The following is an 18,625-nucleotide window of genomic DNA, read 5'->3' as shown; positions in this document are numbered from 1 at the left end:
TTTTTTGAGGTCATTGCATGGAGTGAGGCCAGCTTGTAAATGAAGGCTTTTAAAACAGTGTCGAAATCGGAAGCCTTGTCAAGGTTTAAACCTTGACAAGGCTCTGGCCATTTAAATAACTTCTAAATAAAAAAACCGATCAAGTGACCGGTTTTCAAAGTTTATAATTAAAATTATTTTTTATCATTTAATTTACTGTAAATATTATGGATCAGACCGTCTGCAACGGAGATTTTCGGAACAAAAATCCTGTTTATGTCAGACCATGACATCACGTTGTTGTAGATCTTCAAGGCATGTACCAATACATCGGCTCTGTCTTCTCGCATATTGTATTTGGTCATTCTTTCTTCCACGGAAAGGTCGTCGAATTCTTTGTAGACTTTTTTGAGGTGGGCAAGGGTCATTGGCCTGCCGTCTTTAGTTTTGCTCATGGAAAACACTTTATTGATGTTTCCACCGGAACCTATAGCTACAATGGGCTTTTTGCTCACAATATGGGTTTGGATTTCCTCCTTCATTTCCTTCCAGTTGTCCGGAGAGACAAGATTGTTCAGAAGACGGATTGTCCCGATATTGAAAGATTTTTCATACTTCATTTTTCCGTTTTCGTAGAAAGTAAGCTCTGTGGAACCGCCGCCAACATCTACATACAGGTAGGCAAATTCTTTGTCCAGGCCTTCTGCTACATGGTTTTCGAAGACCAGCGTTGCTTCCTCATCTCCGGAAATGATTTCTATATCTATTCCTGATGTTTTCTTTACCTCATCTATGATTTTCTGACCGTTTTCTGCATCCCGCATCGCACTGGTAGCGCAGGCCCGGTAGTGTTCTACTTTGTAAATTTTCATCAGATCGCTGAAAATTTTCATAGAATCTACCACCATTTTTTCTCTTTCTTCCCCGATTTTACCTAAAGTAAAAACGTCCATTCCCAATCTTAAAGGTATCCTCAAAAGATTAAGCTTAATAAATTCCGGTTCTTTGTTATTGATCTTTACTTCATTTATCAGGAGCCTGGCTGCATTACTACCGATGTCTATGGCTGCGATCTTCATTTTTTACTGGTTTTTTCTTTTAAATATTTGTATGTTTCAATCTGTGAGCGACATTCCTTCTTATCGTTTCTTATGTACTCGTTGCTCAATTTTTTGTCTAAAATACGAGCTTTTACGTTATCACTCAACTGTATGTCCAAAATATCCTTCAATTCTTTCTTGAGATTTTTGTCTGTGATCTTTGCGGCTGCTTCTATCCTGTAGTCGAGGTTTCTTGTCATCCAGTCTGCGGAAGAGATGTAAAGGTCTTCAGCGCCTTTGTTATAGAAATACATTACTCTGGCATGTTCCAGGTATTCATCTACAATGCTGATTGCTTTTATTTTTTCTTTAAAATCTTTCTGGTTTACAGCGCAGTAGATTCCTCTTACAATCATCCTGATCACTACTCCGGCTTTTGCGGCGTCATATAACTTTTCGATTAAAGCTCTGTCACTCAGTGAGTTTGCTTTGATGATCATTTCCGCTTTTCTCCCGGCTTTTGCCTCTTCTATTTCTTTATCAATATGGTGAACAATTTTTTCACGCATAAACTGGGGGCAGACCAGTAAATTTTTACATGTTTTTAAAACAGGAAGATAATCATCTTTCGGTTTTTTCAGAACGCTGAATACCTTATTAATATCAGCCATTATTCCTCTGTCTGCAGTCATCAGCAAATGATCTCCGTAGATTCTTGCCGTTTTTTCATTAAAGTTTCCGGTGCTTACAAAACCGTATTGAATGGTTTTATTGTGTGATCTTTTCTTAATGACACAAAGTTTTGCATGCACTTTCTTGTTGGGAATCCCAACCAGTACGGTGATGCCTTCCGGCTCCAGCATTTCTTTCCATTCCAGATTGGATTCCTCATCGAATCTTGCCTGAAGCTCGAGCATTACGGTCACTTCTTTGCCGTTTCTCGCTGCATAAATCAAAGCATTAATGATCTTCGAGCTGCTCGCCAGTCGGTAGGCTGTTATCTGTATTGATTTCACTTCAGGATCCATTGCGGCTTCACGAAGAAGGTCAATTACGGGATTATATTTATGATAAGGGAAGGTAAGAAATACATCATGCTTCATAATTACTTCAGTTACCCGTTCTCCATGTTCAAAGGCGGGATGGGTAAAGGAAGTTCTTTCGGCTGGCCTTTCGTATTTTTCAAAAACATCAGGAAAATCCATAAAATGTTTAAAATTATGAATCTTTCCGCCCGGGATAATGCTGTCTTTTTTGGTAAGGTTTAGTTTTCGGATCAGCATTTCAAGGAGTGCTTTATCCATATCTTTATCAAAAACAAAACGTGTGGGCTTTCCTTTTCTTCTGTTTTTTAACCCCTTTTCTATTTTTTCTGCAAAATTGGTCCTTATATCGTTATCTAGATCAAGCTCTGCATCTTTTGTTACTTTAAAAGCATTAGCAGAAAACTCATCATACCCAAAATAAGAGAAAATATGGGGCAGGTTGAAAGTAATTACATCCTCCAGAAGCATTACATTTTTTTCTTCCGGATCATCTGTCGGGAGCAGGACAAATCTTCCTACAAAGCGGGAAGGAATTTCTATAATGGCATAATTGCTGGAATACTGCCAGTCTTTTTTTCTCATTGCAATACCCAGATAAAGGCTTTTATCCCTCATATAAGGCATTGGTGTGTTTTCATGAAGAAGGATCGGGATCACATTAGATTCCACTACTTCATCGAAATATCTTCTGACAAATTCTTTCTGCTTGGCGCTCAGATTTTTTGAAGTTTTAATGAAAACCTTCTGCTCAGCCATTTCGGCTTGTATTTTTTTCCAGGTTTTATCAAAATTCTGCTGATGTTTTATGACAAGATCATTGATCTTCTGCAGGATTTTGGAAGGCGGCTGATAAAAGGATTCCGCGATTACTTTTTCCTTAAAATCCATGGCACGCTTTAATCCGGCAACACGTACTCTGAAAAATTCATCTAAATTATTTGAAAAAATCCCAAGAAAACGGATTCTGAGGTGCAAAGGTACTTTTTCGTCCATAGCTTCCTGAAGCACCCTTTCGTTGAAGGCAAGCCATGTAATATCTCTCGGATTAAAATGTAATGACATTCTCTAGTTTATATTTTATCAAAAATAATAATTCGGCGTGTTACTATAGATATGAAGTAGGTTAAACTTTAATTAATTTTAAAATTTGAACTAAAATATATAAAGATGACAGAATAAGTCATTTCAGCAAAAAATATTCAAAAGAATTAGTTATTAAAAATAAAATTTCACAAAATCAACCATGTCATTGAAGTATTCATTGATTTCGAATAGAAGTGTTGCTTTGCCTTTTATTATCAGTCATATTTGCTGCGTAATTCTTACAATAATGAAAAATTATTTACTTCTCGCAGCAATGGCATTGTCTGCAAATGTTTTCGCACAAAGAACATGTGGTGCAGAACAAAAAAGAAAAGACTTTTATGCTAAACACCCGGAAGCTTTGGCCAGAAGGGCAGATTTACAAAATTATCTTTCCGGTAAAAACAATATTACCACCACTAAAAAAACAGTAATTACCATACCTATTGTAGTGCACGTTTTATACAGAAATGCTACGGAAAATATCTCCGATGCGCAGATTGCATCCCAGATTACCGTACTTAATCAGGATTATAGAAAGCTTAATGCGGATTTTAATACAGTGGTTCCTGATGCCTTCAAGCCAAATGGTGCAGATCTGGAAATTATGTTCTGTATGGCTACAAAAGACCCTGCCGGAAATCCTACAAACGGTATCGAGAGAAAAGCCGTACCTGCTAACTTTAATTATACGGATAATTATTATACAGTTTCAGGGCTCGCAGCTTGGGATACTACCAAATATTTAAACATATGGATAGGAAATCCTGAAGGTGCATTAGGTTTTGCAAGCGGACCGGAAGAAGCCGGACAGCCTGACGATGGTATGGTAATAGGCTACTATTGCTACGGAACTACGGGGGCAGTTAATAGTACTAATAATAAAGGAAGAACCGCCACCCATGAAATAGGGCACTACTTCGGTCTGCAGCATATTTGGGGTGAAGATGACAGTGTTTGTGGCGCGCCGGACAATACGGATTATTGTGCAGATACTCCGGCTACCAATCATGCATATTACGGCTCTCCCACATTCCCTAATAACCAGTATACCTGCGTAAATAGTGCAATTGGAGCCATGTTTATGAATTATATGGACTATGTAGATGATGCTTATATGGCCATGTTTACCAATGACCAGAAAACAATAGTCCAGAATGCATTGGCGGGTCCACGGGCAAGTCTACTGAATTCTAACGGATGCAGCACTGTTCTTGGAATTGATGAAGCAGAAAAATCAAATGCAATTAATGTATTCCCCAATCCTACAGCACAGTATATCTCAATAGCATCGCCATTAGTAAAAATCAATGAAGTAGAGATTTACAATGCAGAAGGCCGATTAGTGAAAAATGCTTTTATTAAAAATGAAACTGATAAAATAGACGTAAAAGATTTTCAAAACGGAGTATATTTCATCAGAACTTATGCTGACAAGCGTTTCGTAAAATCTATGAAGTTTATCAAAAAATAAGTAAATATTTCCAGATAATATTCTCAAAACCTCGATTTTATCGAGGTTTTATTTTTATCGTGTCATTTTGTCATAAAAAGTTGAATGGTATAAATATTGAGAAATACTGAGTGTAAATTAAAATTAAAAATTAGAAAAAATATAAATATTATGAGTAAAATAATTGGAATTGACTTAGGAACAACCAACTCTTGTGTTGCTGTAATGGAGGGTAAAGACCCTGTTGTAATTCCTAATGCAGAAGGTAAAAGAACTACGCCTTCTATCGTAGCATTTACAGAAGACGGAGAAAGAAAAGTAGGGGATCCTGCAAAAAGACAGGCTGTAACAAATCCAAAGAAAACTGTATACTCTATCAAAAGATTTATCGGTACTCATTTTAAAGATGACGGAAGCGAAATCGCAAGAGTTCCTTACGAAGTGGTAAAAGGCCCAAACGATACAGTAAAAGTAAAAATAGACGATAGAGAATATACTCCACAGGAAATCTCTGCTATGACCCTTCAGAAAATGAAGAAAACAGCTGAAGATTATCTTGGCCAGGAAGTTACAAGAGCGGTTATCACTGTTCCTGCATACTTCAATGATGCACAGAGACAGGCTACTAAAGAAGCCGGAGAAATCGCTGGTCTTAAAGTAGAAAGAATTATCAACGAACCAACTGCTGCAGCATTAGCTTACGGTCTTGATAAAAACCATAAAGATCAAAAAATCGCTGTCTATGACCTTGGTGGTGGTACTTTCGATATCTCAATCCTTGATTTGGGTGACGGTGTATTCGAAGTATTGTCTACAAATGGTGATACGCACTTAGGAGGGGATGATTTTGATGATGTGATTATCAACTGGATGGCAGATGAGTTCAAAGCTGAAGAAGGTGTTGACTTAAAATCTGACGCTATCGCATTACAAAGATTAAAAGAGGCGGCTGAAAAAGCAAAAATCGAATTATCTTCTTCTCCACAAACAGAAATTAACCTTCCATATATTACAGCTACGGCTACAGGTCCTAAACACTTGGTTAAATCTTTAACTAAAGCTAAATTCGAGCAGTTAGCTGCTGATTTGGTAAAAAGATCTATGGATCCTGTTGCTAAAGCATTGAAAGATGCAGGTTTATCAACTTCTGATATCGATGAGGTAATCCTTGTAGGTGGTTCTACAAGAATCCCGATCATTCAGGAAGAAGTAGAAAAATTCTTCGGGAAAAAACCTTCAAAAGGAGTAAACCCGGATGAGGTTGTAGCCATTGGTGCAGCTATCCAGGGAGGTGTATTGACAGGTGATGTGAAAGACGTTCTTTTATTAGACGTTACTCCGCTTTCTTTAGGTATCGAAACTATGGGTTCTGTTTTCACTAAATTAATTGAAGCGAACACTACGATCCCAACCAAAAAGTCTGAAGTATTCTCTACAGCTTCTGATAACCAGCCGGCTGTAAGCATCAGAGTAGGACAGGGAGAAAGACCAATGTTCAATGACAACAAAGAGATCGGTAGATTTGATCTTACAGATATTCCACCGGCACCAAGAGGGGTTCCTCAGATCGAAGTTACTTTCGATATCGATGCCAACGGTATCTTAAGTGTTTCTGCTAAAGATAAAGGTACAGGTAAGGAACAGACAATCAAAATCCAGGCTTCTTCAGGTCTTTCTGACGAAGAAATCGAAAGAATGAAAAAAGAAGCTCAGGAAAACTCAGCAGCTGATGCTAAGAGAAAAGAAGAGGTTGAAATTTTCAATAAGGCAGACGGATTGATTTTCCAGACTGAAAAGCAGCTAAAAGAGTTTGGTGATAAATTATCAGCAGACAAAAAAGCAGCAATTGAAGCAGCTCACGGAGAACTGAAAACAGCTTTCGAAGCTAAAAATGCAGACGATGTAAAAGCTAAAACAGAAGCATTAGATGCAGCTTGGATGGCAGCTTCAGAAGAATTGTATGCAGCAGGACAACAGGCTCAGGGCGCTGATGCAGGAGCTCAGAACGCCGGAGGAGGTAACAATGCAGGCGGAGAAGATGTACAAGATGCTGATTTTGAAGAAGTGAAATAATTAAAATTCAATTTAATTTTAATCAATATAGATCCTCAAGTTAAAACTTGGGGATTTTTTATGTTAAAATTCTGAATGTTATTCTGTTTTTGGAAATGTCTAAGGTTTTGTACCTTAAAAAGGGATAAGTTTGCAACTTAATAATTCACACCAATTCGAAATAACATTAACAATGAAAAAAAATTATTTTATTCTCATTCTCTTTTTTTGTGCACATACATTTTTCTCGCAGCAATACAAAATGCCGGTTGCATTTGTGAGTTCATTACAGCCCGCACAGCCCGGAGAAGAAGCCGGCAGATGTAATGATAACAATCTCAATACCCTTTATCATTCCCGTTACAACTTAAGCACAGCTTTACCTGACCAGCTGAGCTTCAATTTTTCAAACAGGGTAAAAAGCATCAGCAAATTAATATATAAACCAAGACCAACCGGATTAAACGGTATCTGGACCAGCGTAAAAGTTTCCTATTCTACCCAAATGAATCCTGCGGTTTTCCAGGATGCAACAAACGTAATCAGTTGGGTTGCAGATAATACTGCCAAAACAATAGATTTGCCCGCCACTATTATAAAGCCTGCAGTCATTAAAATTGATATTTTAACGGCAAAAAATAATTATTCCACCTGCGCAGAAATGGAATTTTATTCTTCCGAACAAATGGATCCCGTTTCCGTAGACTGTGCACTTCCTACAGGTGAATTTTCTGCTTATACAGATATTCCGGTGATGCCGCAGGTTGCAGGGTCTTCCGCATCCAGCTTTGAACCGGGAGAAAATATTGAAAAGTCTTTTGATGGCGATGTAAGCACATTGTACCACTCCGACTGGAACGGGACTGCCGCGATTTTTCCGGTAAATTTAATTTATAAATTTGACGGACAGACCCCTATTAATTATTTGATCTACACCCCAAGACAGGACGGCGGGCCAAACGGCTTCTTCGGAAATATAAAAGTGAGTTACAATACGGTTTCCAACCCTGTTTATACTGAAATAACGACACAGAATTTTGGACAGACGGGAAATATCAAAACTCTGGTATTTCCTTCCGCAATTACTCCTTTGAATATTAAAATTGAAGTTTTGGACGGTAAAAATAATTTTGCAAGCTGTGCAGAAATGGAATTTTTCCAGGCTAATCCGAACAGTTTTAATTCTTCTGTATATTCCAATATATTTAATGATACCATTTTCAGTGAGCTTAAACCCGGAATTACCCAGCAGGATATTGACGGTATTGCTTCACCATTTATCAAAGGGCTGGCCCAGTGTTTATTTAATAATACATATAATAAAAAATACAGGGTACAGAATTACAAGGCTTATAAAACATTGGAAGCCATAAATAACCAATACAAAATAGGCAATTACAATGCTTTCGAAAATCCTACAGGAATTGTATTTCAGGCCAATACAACTGCAATTCTTTTTGCAAAAGATATTACAGCCGCCAATAAAGTGTATCTGAAAGTTCGTGATTTTGCCACAGAAGGTTCTTCCCCCGAAAAGTCCTACGAATTAAAAAACGGAATTAATATTCTCAATATTTCCAATAAAGGACTTGGGTATATCTCTTATTTTACGGATGATACAGGTGCAGCTCCAATTTCTGTAAATATCACGGCAGGAATTATCAACGGCTTTTTCAAAAAAGGAACTCCCACCACAGAATGGACGGAAATGCTTACCAATGATGTTTACCCAAAGATTGATATGGAAGGCATTTATACCAAATTAATAATAGATAAGGCCGCTGTAAGCAGTTTCCACTTTACAGATCCTCAGGTTTTGATTGATAAATATGACATGATCACAAAATCTGAAAGAGAAATGATGGGGTTCTTTAAATTTAATAAAAATCTGGCAAACAGGCAGTTGGTTTACACAGAGTCTACCGGAGGCTGGTTTGCAGGAGGTCTGGGTGTTCATTTGGATCTTACATGGGGACTTTCTAATGCATCTTCGGCGGCAGGACTTGATATATGGGGTGTTGCACATGAGTTAGGACACGTAAACCAGGTAAGGCCTGGTGCAAAATGGATAGGAACAGCTGAAATTACCAATAACCTGTATTCTTTATGGGCTTATTACAATCTCTATACTCCTACAGGCAATAACAGATTTACCAGGCTGGAAGGGGAGATTGCTGCCAAAACAGCATTCCCGAAAGTGGCTGGAAACAGATTCGGGGAATTTATTATTCAGACCCAGATTAACGGGCAAAGCTATGCGCAGCAGTTCAGTACAGCATTTTCAAATCCTGCAGACCAGCATTTCAGGACATTGGTTCCGTTTTGGCAGTTGGAATTATATTATCAGCTGGCTGGTGCCTGTAAAGGTTTCCCTGCATTACCTTTTGATACGAATATGACAGATGACAGCAGCGGCCCGGTTCCGTCTCCTACGCCGGCTGTAGATTATCCCCACTGGTTTGCTTATGTGGTAAATAAGGTTGTAAATACAGATGAATCTCAGCTTACAAACGGGCAGCTGGCCATGAATTTTATTAAAAATACCTGCGATGCCGTTCAGGAAGATCTTACTGATTTTTTTATCAATACTGGCTTTTTGAAACCCATAAATATTGCAATAGATGATTATGGAGTAGAGCAGCTTACCATTACCCAGGCAATGATAGATGATGTTATGGCTTATGTAGTATCAAAAGGTTACGCCAAACCGGTTTCCCCAGTAATTAATTATCTTTCCGCCAACAGTATTAATGCTTTTAAAAACCTCGCTCCGGTAACAGGAGTTACGGGTGTGGGAGCACAGGTTACAACCACGTCGCAGGGACAGTTTTTACTGGTGGATAATTCACAATGGAATAATGCGGTAGCTTTCGAAACTTATAATGCGAATAATCAGTTGATCAGTGTTTCTATTGTAGGGACGGGCGATACATCGTTGGCAAATACGTATGTTGATTTTCCTGCAAATGCTCAAAAAGTATATGCTGTAGGATATAACGGGCAGAAAATATTGGTTTATCCGGCCGCTGTATTGGGAACTTCAGAAGCTTCAGAAAATAATCAGTTTATAGTTTATCCTAATCCTGTAAAGAACGGTCAGAAAGTTTCGATTCATATAAAAAATGCTAAAGGAATATATGAGTCAAAAATATACAGTATTTCAGGACTGCTTATGGGTGAATCTAAAGGTACAATTGAAGAAATTAATCAAAAAATTAATGCTCAATTCAGAAAATTACAGCAAGGAATGTACATCATCACGCTTTCTAATGGCAATGAAAAATACACGGCTAAATTGATTAAAGAATAATATTTAAAACCGCTATTATATTAAAAGTAATCTATTTGAGATATAAAACATTCCCCGGAACTAATTCTGGGGAATTTATTAATGGTACAAAGTATTATGAAAATGTGATTAAATTATGGATTATTTAAATTTTCGTTAAAAATTTACTGTTATTCGAGTTATTTTAAGCAATTTTTTGACAATATTTAAAATTAAAGAATGATTATTTTGAATATTTTATTTTGATCAATATTTTTGGGCTTCATATAAATCTACAATAAATGAAAAAATTATTACAAAACTTGAGGGTTTTTCCTCTGCCTGAACCGGATATTATGGCTTCAGATGTAGGAAAAGATCCAAAAGAGAATGCTGTTTTTAAGCATTTAAAAGCTAAAAAACTAATTGCGGGTTTTCTCTTATTTTCCGTAACACTGGTATTTTCCCAGCAGTATTACAAAATGAATGTAGCAAATGTTACTTCCCTGCAGCCGGCGCAGCTGAGCTATGAAGCTCCATTTTCTGCGGACAATAATATAGGGACCCTTTACCATTCCAAATTTGGTTTTGTTAATGCGATACCCGACCAGCTGAATTTTGAATTTTCAAGTAAGGTAAAAAGTATCAAAAGACTGGTTTATAATCCCAGAACAAGCGGCTATAACGGAATTTGGACGCAAATAAGCGTTTCCTATTCTACAAGAACTAACCCTTCAGTTTTTACACAAATTCTGGGACCAACATCTCTTGCTTCTAATAATACGGCGAAAGTCTTGGAACTGCCTTCTTCCATTCAGGATCCGGCCGTGGTAAGGGTTGATGTGCTGAGTGCTGTCGGAAATTTTTCCAGCTGTGCTGAAATGGAGTTCTATTCCCTGGAGCAGATGCCTCCTGTTCAGACGGAATGTATTTTACCTGCAAATGATCTTGTTAATTATGATAAGGTACAGCCTGTAGGGTCTTCTGCTTCCAGTGCCGAAAACGGAAGCGGGATTAATCTTACTACAGATAATAACAATTCTACAATATATCATTCTCAATGGTCCGGGAGCGGTACTGCTTTTCCGGTTGTCCTTACCTACAGTTTTAATGGACAGACGCCTATAGATTACCTCCTTTATACTCCAAGGCAGGATGGTAACGAAAATGGCTATTTCGGAAACGTAAAAATTAGCTACAATACCAGCTCTAATTCAAATTATGTTCAAATAGCTGCACTTGATTTCGGACAGGATGCAGGATTGGAAAAGGTAGATTTTCCGAGCACTATTACTCCTCTGAATATCAAAATTGAAGTCTATGATGGCAAGAATAATTTTGCCAGCTGTGCAGAAATGGGCTTTTACACCAAAAAAGCCGCTAATTTTTCACCATTTGCAGAAAGTGTGAAGATATATCCGAGCACCTCAGGAAATTCAGCTTCAAATGCTCAAAACGGGTATGGAATAGATTTAACAATAGATAATAATACTTCTACGTTATATCATTCATCCTGGTCTCCTACGGCTACAACTTTTCCGGTTTCTTTGGTGTATAGATTTAATGGGCAGACTTCAATGAACCAGTTACGATATACTCCAAGACAAGATGGCAGTGTGAATGGCTTCTTTGGAAACGTGAAGATAAGTTATAATACTGCCTCTAATCCAAATTATGTTCCTTTACTTACACAAAATTTCGGACAGGACGGTACCGTTAAAACAGTGGATTTCCCTGTTACCATTACTCCCCTGAATATTAAAATAGAGGTGCTTGACGGTAAAAATAATTTTGCAAGCTGCGGAGAAATGGAGTTCTTTAAAACCAACAGTGATCCGGGTACTCCTGTTTATCCTCAAGTGTCAGAAGCATCTGCGTCTAGTGTTCAAAGCGGATATCCTGTGAGTAACTCTCTGGATGGCAATCTTTCATCCATATACCATTCTCAGTGGTCTCCGGGCGCTACAAGTTTTCCGGTTACCCTGGTTTATAAGTTCTCCGGGCAGGCCCGTGTGGATTATCTTAAATATATCCCAAGACAGGATGGTAACGAAAATGGCAATTTCGGAAATGTAAAAATAAGCTATAATACTTCTTCCAATTCTACCTATACACAGTTACTTACCTATAATTTTGGACAGGACGGAATGACGAAAACCATAACTTTCCCCTCATCCATTACTCCTTTAAACATCAAAATAGAAGTACTGGACGGGAAAAATAATTTTGCGAGCTGCGCAGAAATGCAGTTTTTTACAAAAAATACGATGAGTGTTTTTAAGGATGATTTGTTTAGTGAACTGAAAAGTACGGTAACGCAGGCTGATATCAATTCTGTGTCATCACCTTTCTTAAAAGGCCTAGCGCAATGTCTTTATAACAATACATATAATAAAAAATACAGGGTAAAAACATATTATCCTTATAAAAAGCTTGAAACCATTAGCAGCCAATATAAAATAGCTACTTATAATAATTTTGAAAACCCTACGGGCATAGTTTTTCAGGCAAATACTACGGTGGTAATCTTTGCAAAAGATATAAGTGCTGCCAATAAAGTGTATTTAAGGGTGACAGACTTTGCCGATGAAAGCACTTGGACCGATAAACAGTATGAACTGGAGAACGGACTGAATATTCTTCAAATTTCAAATAACGGTCTTGGTTATATTTCTTATTTTACAGATGATCCATTAGCTAAACCTGTCTCTCTTAATATTACCGGAGGGATTGTCAACGGAATTTATGACAGAAATACTCTTTCCCAGGAATGGAAAGATATACTTACCAATGATGTCTATCCGAAAGTGGATATAGAAGGCTATTACGCTAAGCTGGTAATGGATAAGTTTGCAGTGAAAACCTATCATTATGACAGTGCGCAAGCTCTGATTGATAAATATGACGCTATGGTAAAGGCTCAAAGAGAGGTAATGGGATTCTATAAATACAATATTAATTTTAAAAACAGACAATTTGCCTATACGGAGTCCAAAGGAGGATGGTATGCAGGAGGTTTAGGAGCTCACTTTGACCTTACATGGGGAACGGCACAGCTGGCCTCTGCAAACAATCTCAGTTATTGGGGATTGCTCATGAATTCGGGCATACCAATCAGGTAAGACCGGGGCTGAAATGGGTAGGCCTTGGAGAGGTTACAAATAATATTCATTCCACATGGTCATTTTATAACCTTGAATCTCAGACGGGACATAAACGTACCCGACTGGAAGAAGAAGATATTGCAGGATATACTACCAACTTTCCGGCTGTACAGGGAAACAGGTTTGGAGAATTTATTAAACAGACGTATGTAAATAAAGAAAGCTATGCAGCAGGTTTTGTAGTAGGAAATGCACATCCGGAGGACAATAATTTCAGAGCTCTTATTCCTTTTTGGCAGCTGGAATTATACTATCAGCTGGCAGGAGCATCAAAAGGAGCGCCTACTTTGGCTTTTGATGCCGATATGTCTGATGAAACAACCGCTGTACCTGCGCCTCCCGCACCCGGAGTAGATTATGCACACTGGCATGCTTTTGTGGTAAACAGGGTATTGAATACTAATGAGACTTCCCTTACCAATGGCCAGCTGGCAATGAATTTCGTGAAAAATGTGTGTGATGCCGTACAGGAAAACCTTTTAGACTTTTTTACCAACACAGGTTTTTTAACCCCTATCAATGCTACAATTAATGATTACAGCAATGCACAGCTTACCATTACCCAGGCTATGATAGATGAGGTTAAAAATTATGTAACTGCAAAAGGATATGCCAAACCGGCCTCTCCGGTGATGCATTATATTTCGTCTAACAGTGTGGATATTTTCAAAAACCGTTTGCCTCTTTCCGGTGTTACGGGAGTAGGAGCACAGGTTATGAGTAATTCACAAGGTCGTTTTCTGGAGGTAGACAACTCCAAGTGGAATAACGCTGTAGCCTTTGAAACTTATGATGCAAATAATAAGCTTATCACGGTATCCATTGTGGGAACCGGAGATATTTCACTTGTGAATACGTATGTACATTTCCCTACCGGAGCCGCTAAAGTGTACGCAGTAGGGTATGACGGACAGAAAATACTGGTATATCCTGCAGCGGCAAAAGCTGAGATGAAAGGAGTTTCTACAGAAGAAGTTTCTACAGTACAGGATCATGATTCTTTCATAATTTATCCTAATCCGGTACATGACGGACAGAATATTTCCATCCGGATAAAGAATGCCAGCGGAAATTATCAGTCAAAAATCTATAATATTGCTGGAATGATTTATGGGTGAATCCGAAGGAACAATTCAGGAAATTAATCAAAAAGTCAATGCTCAGTTCAAAAACCTGCAAAAAGGTGTATATATCATCACACTTTCCAATGGTAATGAAAAATATACAGCCAAGCTGATTAAAGACTGATATTAAATTCGATGACACTATAAATTTTCACGAATTAAACAGTAAAAAAATCCCTGAACAGCCAATGTTCAGGGATTTATAATTTAGATTAATTTTTACCAAAGAAAATTTTGTCCTGCTTTCGCTGATCATTGTAAATGACCTGGAAGCTCACCGGCATATACTGATAAAGCAGTTTCCAGTGCTGGATTTTTGCATGCTTTTTAAAGCTTTCGAATGATCTTACGAAAAGATTTTCAATCATTGTTCTTACATAGGAATTCCCGTTTCTGTAGATCCAGTCCATCAGCTTGATGTGATGAGCGATGAGATTGATCTGGGACTCCTGTAGCAGGTCTTTCAGATAATTTATGGTCGCCTGAATAATCCCTGCGAAATTGTCTTTTACAGACAATTCTGTGATTTCGTTTCTTAGTGGCGGATAGAAAAATTTTAAATATTCAATGGCTATTTTTTGGTTAATAGTTTTCATTTGTACATTCATCATAATTAAGATTTTTCAAAACATGGGTAGTGTCGCGAAAACTGTACCAAAATCAAAGAAAAATTTAAAATTAAATATTCATAACATCACTGCTTAGTGAACTTGTAAGCATGTCATAAACTCTTTATTAATCATTGTTTTAAATAAATTTTAACTAAAATTTTATTTCATTTTGATTTTGTAAGCTGTTGATTTGTAGTGCTTTTTTAAATTATCAAATTTAATATTTGTGTAATGAAACAGCTGTAAAATGTAATAAAAGCTTCATGTCACAATGAGAAATTCTGGCAAAAACCAGACTTTTCTTCTTCTTTTTGATGTCACTATTTTAAAATAAGTTGTCATCAAAGTAAAAGTTTTTTATCAAAGTGGAATACTGTTGATTATCTGATTTAATTAATATCTTTGCACTCCAAAATATTCAACACAATGTTTTCAAAAATCGTAGTACACAGAGTAGGAAATAAAATCAACGGAGAATCTTTAATTCTGTCTCAGGAAGAATTGGAGCTCGATGAGGGCATGGCAGAAATGCTTGAAAACTATTTTCTGGGGTCATTTAAATCTGAGGAGACTTTCCATTTTTACAGTGATTCTTACCTGGTAAATAATCCCGTGTACAGCTCTGTATCTGAAATTTTTGATGACAAGGCAAAATTCCTCTGGGAATCCGAAAATATAGCGAAACACCTTTACGAAGCTGCCGAAAACCCAAGAGTGATGGGCGGTGAGGTGTTCATAGTCTATTTTGAAGAGGAAAGAGAAAACGGTGAAAAAATTGATAAAATAGGAATTTTTAAAACAGAAAAAAGAGATTCTTTCTTAAAGATCTTCCCTAAAAACGAAACTTTTGATATTGAGAAAGATCAGGGAATAAGTTTGTCTAAAATCGATAAAGCTGCATTAATTTACAACCGAGATAAGGAAACCGGATATGTACTTTCTGTAGTTGATAACAACAAAAACGGAGACATGTATTATTGGTTCGAGGATTTTTTGAAAGTAAAACAGCGTGATGATGAATATTTCCATACCCAGGAAGCCTTAATGGTGTATAAAGATTATATTACCAAGCAGCTTCCCCAGGAATTTGAAGTTTCGAGGGCAGACCAGGCAGATTTTTTGAATAAATCGATTAATTTCTTTAAGGAAAAAGAAGAGTTTAATCTGGATGAATTTAATAAGGAAGTATTACAGGATGAGCATGTAATCGAAAGTTTTGTGAATTTTAAAACAGATTATGAGCAGGATATGCAGATCAATATCGCGGAAGAATTCCCGATCAACGAAACGGCTGTAAAGAAAACCCAGAGACATTTCAAAAGTATCATAAAACTGGACAAGAATTTCCACATTTATATTCACGGTGACCGGCAGATGATTGCTCAGGGGCAGGATGATAAGGGGAAATATTATATGCTGTATTTTGATAAGGAAGGTTAAGTTTAAATATTTTTAAAGTTAAAAAATCTTTAACTTTAAAGAAGTTAGTTTTCACATAGTTTATACCACTTTTGTGGTATCTGATTCACTCGAAAAAATACTATAGCTGTAAAAAATTCGTTATCTTTGATAGATCAAAGTATTATATGAATTTTGTAGAGTGTCATGAAGAGCCCATACATATTCCTGGGTATATACAAAGTTTTGGTTATCTGATTGGCATTGATGCAGAATCCCATTCCATTACTTTTTTCAGCAGGAATATAGAGGACATTTTTACTATCGAAAATAAGGAACTCCTTTTCGATAAAAAGCTTACGGATTTTCCGGAAAGCTTTAAAAGTATTATAGAATCGGATATTTATACCTCACTGAACCGGTTTACCAGAAGAGAAAACGAAACATATTTCGATAAAGTATTTATCAACGGTAAGGAATACCATTTTTCGGTTTTTAAAAATAACAATTATATTTTCCTTGAATTTGAAAAAGTTTTAGCGAATCCCAATAAAAGAATTTCCAATAAATATGATAACTTTTACATCATAGATAATGAACAGGAAATCTGGGACCAGCTTTTAAGCACATTGGCCAGAATCGTGAATTACGACAGGATGATGATCTATAAATTCATGATGGACGGTTCGGGAAAAGTAATTGCAGAAAAGAGAAACAGAAATATGGAAAGCTTTCTGGGCCTCCATTACCCGGAGTCTGATATTCCGAGACAGGCGAGAGAACTTTACCTCAAGAAACGGAAGAGGATTTTCAGCAATGTTTATGAGGAAACCGTTCCTCTTCTAAGCAAAAAGCAGGAAAATATTGATCTTACCTATGTAGCATCACGCGGAATGTCGCCTATTCATGGGCAATACATCAAAAATTCCGGGGCATCATCAAGTTTCAGTATTTCCATTATTATAGATAATCATCTTTGGGGACTGGTAACCTGTCAGAATTCCGAACCGAAACATATTGATCTTGAAGACAGAGTTCAGGCAGGGATTTTTACGGCACTGGCCTCAAACGCATATTCATCGTTCAGGTCTAAAAATGAACTCAACTATCGCCTGCAGCTTAATGAAAAAGCATCACAGTTAAAAACAGAATTCTTAAAGCATAACAGTTTATTTGATTCATTAATTGAAAATAAAACTGAAATAAAAAATCTCCCGGAAGCTGACGGTCTTGCCGTGATCTCGGAAGAGGAAATCGTGACGGAAGGCTCAACTCCTGACCAGGCGACTATTGAAAGAATTGTTCAATGGGCCCATGAAAATACGGATGATAATATTTTCCTGAGCCGTAGCTTTTGTAAAGATTACGGAAAAGATCTTAATCTGGACGAAAAAGCGGCCGGTGTCATCATCTATTTTATTGAAAGAAGTAAAAATAATTTATTGATCTGGTTCCGAAAAGAATTTGACGAGCACATTAACTGGGCAGGAAATCCTGAAAAGAAAATAGAGGTCTTTTCGCAAAACGGAGAAGAAAAGCAAATCATTTCCCCAAGAACTTCATTCCGGATTTTTACAGAAAACATAAAAGGAAACTCCAAGCGTTGGAATTCCAGAAATATCGCCGCGTTACAGACCGTACGCGACCTTATCCTGGAAACTTCACACAAAAATTATAATACCATTAAAAGGCTTAACGACGAGCTCAAAAAAGTAAATGAAGAGCTGGACAGCTTCTCTTACACCATTTCTCATGATTTGGGAACACCGCTTACGGTGATGAAGCTTAACGCTCAAATGCTTTTAAACAGCCTTACAGACGGCTCGGAAAAAAGTCGCAGTAAGATCAATTCCATCATTGAAGAGATAGACAATATGGCGGAGATGATGCATGATGTTTTACAGCTGAGCCGTGCAAAATACAGCGAAATAGAGCTTGAACGCCTTCAGACCAACCTTATTATCCGGAAAATATCAGAAAATGCCAAAATTACTTTTGACAGCCCGAAAACCGAGGTCATTATAAAAGACTGCCCGGATGTTTTGGCGGATAAAACCATGCTTCACCAGGCTTTTTTAAATATCATCAATAATGCAGTGAAATATTCCTCTTATCAGGATCAGCCGGTGGTGGAGATCCACGGCTATGAAAAAGAAGATGAAGTGGTTTACATCGTCAAAGATAACGGAATCGGGATTCCGGATGGCGAAAAGCATAAGATGTTTAAAATTTTCAACAGAATGGAAAATGCGAAAAAATTTAAAGGAAACGGGGTAGGATTATCCATAGTTTATCGCATAATGAAAAGAATTGGTGGAAATGTTGATTACGAAAGCAATAAAGAAGGAACTTCCTTTATTTTAACCTTTAAAAAAACCGTAAATTTGGGAAATTACAAATCCTAATT

Annotated in this window: 11 protein-coding genes; 8 read left to right on the top strand and 3 right to left on the bottom strand. The window is 37.2% G+C overall.

Annotation, left to right across the window (positions count from 1 at the left end):
• Positions 1-173: 173 nt before the first annotated feature.
• Positions 174-1,058, bottom strand: coding sequence for a Ppx/GppA phosphatase family protein (locus H560_RS0109150; RefSeq protein WP_027379767.1), 885 nt, complete (start codon positions 1,056-1,058; stop codon positions 174-176).
• Entirely contained in the window at positions 1,055-3,127 is a 2,073-nt protein-coding gene (ppk1, locus tag H560_RS0109145; protein ID WP_027379766.1) for a polyphosphate kinase 1, read from the bottom strand. Before ppk1 ends, H560_RS0109150 begins: the two co-directional genes overlap by 4 nt.
• A gap of 268 nt (positions 3,128-3,395) precedes the next feature.
• Here ppk1 and H560_RS21360 point away from each other — a divergent pair, with 268 nt between their 5' ends.
• The 6 genes from H560_RS21360 (at position 3,396) to H560_RS22685 (ending at position 14,333) form a co-directional block, all read left to right on the top strand.
• Complete coding sequence (locus H560_RS21360; protein ID WP_051289251.1) at positions 3,396-4,622, top strand: M43 family zinc metalloprotease; 1,227 nt, start codon at positions 3,396-3,398, stop codon at positions 4,620-4,622.
• 150 nt (positions 4,623-4,772) lie between these two features.
• Complete coding sequence (gene dnaK, locus H560_RS0109135; protein WP_027379765.1) at positions 4,773-6,674, top strand: molecular chaperone DnaK; 1,902 nt, start codon at positions 4,773-4,775, stop codon at positions 6,672-6,674.
• 172 nt (positions 6,675-6,846) lie between these two features.
• Positions 6,847-9,963, top strand: coding sequence for a M60 family metallopeptidase (locus H560_RS0109130; RefSeq protein WP_081413955.1), 3,117 nt, complete (start codon positions 6,847-6,849; stop codon positions 9,961-9,963).
• Between the two features lie 260 nt (positions 9,964-10,223).
• Positions 10,224-13,043 carry a discoidin domain-containing protein gene (locus H560_RS23570; RefSeq protein ID WP_027379763.1) on the top strand — a complete coding sequence of 940 codons (2,820 nt, stop codon included), beginning with the start codon at positions 10,224-10,226 and terminating at the stop codon, positions 13,041-13,043.
• Positions 12,962-14,203, top strand: a complete 1,242-nt coding sequence (locus H560_RS23565) for a M60 family metallopeptidase (protein ID WP_081413954.1) — start codon at positions 12,962-12,964, stop codon at positions 14,201-14,203. The genes H560_RS23570 and H560_RS23565 overlap by 82 nt, the downstream gene beginning before the upstream one ends.
• Positions 14,196-14,333 (top strand): T9SS type A sorting domain-containing protein, encoded by a 138-nt coding sequence (locus tag H560_RS22685; protein ID WP_081413953.1) that lies wholly within the window; start codon positions 14,196-14,198, stop codon positions 14,331-14,333. The genes H560_RS23565 and H560_RS22685 overlap by 8 nt, the downstream gene beginning before the upstream one ends.
• 88 nt (positions 14,334-14,421) lie before the next feature.
• Here the strand turns inward: H560_RS22685 and H560_RS0109110 are convergent, their stop codons facing one another.
• On the bottom strand, positions 14,422-14,820 hold the full coding sequence (locus tag H560_RS0109110; RefSeq protein WP_027379761.1) for a DUF7674 family protein: 399 nt from the start codon (positions 14,818-14,820) through the stop codon (positions 14,422-14,424).
• A gap of 426 nt (positions 14,821-15,246) precedes the next feature.
• Between H560_RS0109110 and H560_RS0109105 the strand changes: the two genes are divergently transcribed.
• Positions 15,247-16,260: a nucleoid-associated protein gene (locus H560_RS0109105; RefSeq protein WP_027379760.1), complete on the top strand. Its 1,014-nt coding sequence runs from the start codon at positions 15,247-15,249 to the stop codon at positions 16,258-16,260.
• Positions 16,261-16,406: 146 nt separating this feature from the next.
• Positions 16,407-18,623, top strand: coding sequence for an ATP-binding protein (locus tag H560_RS0109100; RefSeq protein ID WP_027379759.1), 2,217 nt, complete (start codon positions 16,407-16,409; stop codon positions 18,621-18,623).
• Positions 18,624-18,625: the final 2 nt, after the last annotated feature.

The sequence above is a fragment of the Chryseobacterium daeguense DSM 19388 genome, assembly GCF_000430825.1.
Taxonomy (GTDB): domain Bacteria; phylum Bacteroidota; class Bacteroidia; order Flavobacteriales; family Weeksellaceae; genus Chryseobacterium; species Chryseobacterium daeguense.
Note: the sequence above shows the minus strand (reverse complement) of the source record. Positions and strands in the feature narration are given on the sequence as shown.

Bases quoted from the DNA above. Each gene is read 5' to 3' on its own strand.
- H560_RS0109150 (WP_027379767.1), bottom strand. From the start codon at position 1,058: ATGAAGATCGCAGCCATAGACATCGGTAGTAATGCAGCCAGGCTCCTG.
- ppk1 (WP_027379766.1), bottom strand. From the start codon at position 3,127: ATGTCATTACATTTTAATCCGAGAGATATTACATGGCTTGCCTTCAAC.
- H560_RS21360 (WP_051289251.1), top strand. From the start codon at position 3,396: ATGAAAAATTATTTACTTCTCGCAGCAATGGCATTGTCTGCAAATGTT.
- dnaK (WP_027379765.1), top strand. From the start codon at position 4,773: ATGAGTAAAATAATTGGAATTGACTTAGGAACAACCAACTCTTGTGTT.
- H560_RS0109130 (WP_081413955.1), top strand. From the start codon at position 6,847: ATGAAAAAAAATTATTTTATTCTCATTCTCTTTTTTTGTGCACATACA.
- H560_RS23570 (WP_027379763.1), top strand. From the start codon at position 10,224: ATGAAAAAATTATTACAAAACTTGAGGGTTTTTCCTCTGCCTGAACCG.
- H560_RS23565 (WP_081413954.1), top strand. From the start codon at position 12,962: ATGGGGAACGGCACAGCTGGCCTCTGCAAACAATCTCAGTTATTGGGG.
- H560_RS22685 (WP_081413953.1), top strand. From the start codon at position 14,196: ATGGGTGAATCCGAAGGAACAATTCAGGAAATTAATCAAAAAGTCAAT.
- H560_RS0109110 (WP_027379761.1), bottom strand. From the start codon at position 14,820: ATGATGAATGTACAAATGAAAACTATTAACCAAAAAATAGCCATTGAA.
- H560_RS0109105 (WP_027379760.1), top strand. From the start codon at position 15,247: ATGTTTTCAAAAATCGTAGTACACAGAGTAGGAAATAAAATCAACGGA.
- H560_RS0109100 (WP_027379759.1), top strand. From the start codon at position 16,407: ATGAATTTTGTAGAGTGTCATGAAGAGCCCATACATATTCCTGGGTAT.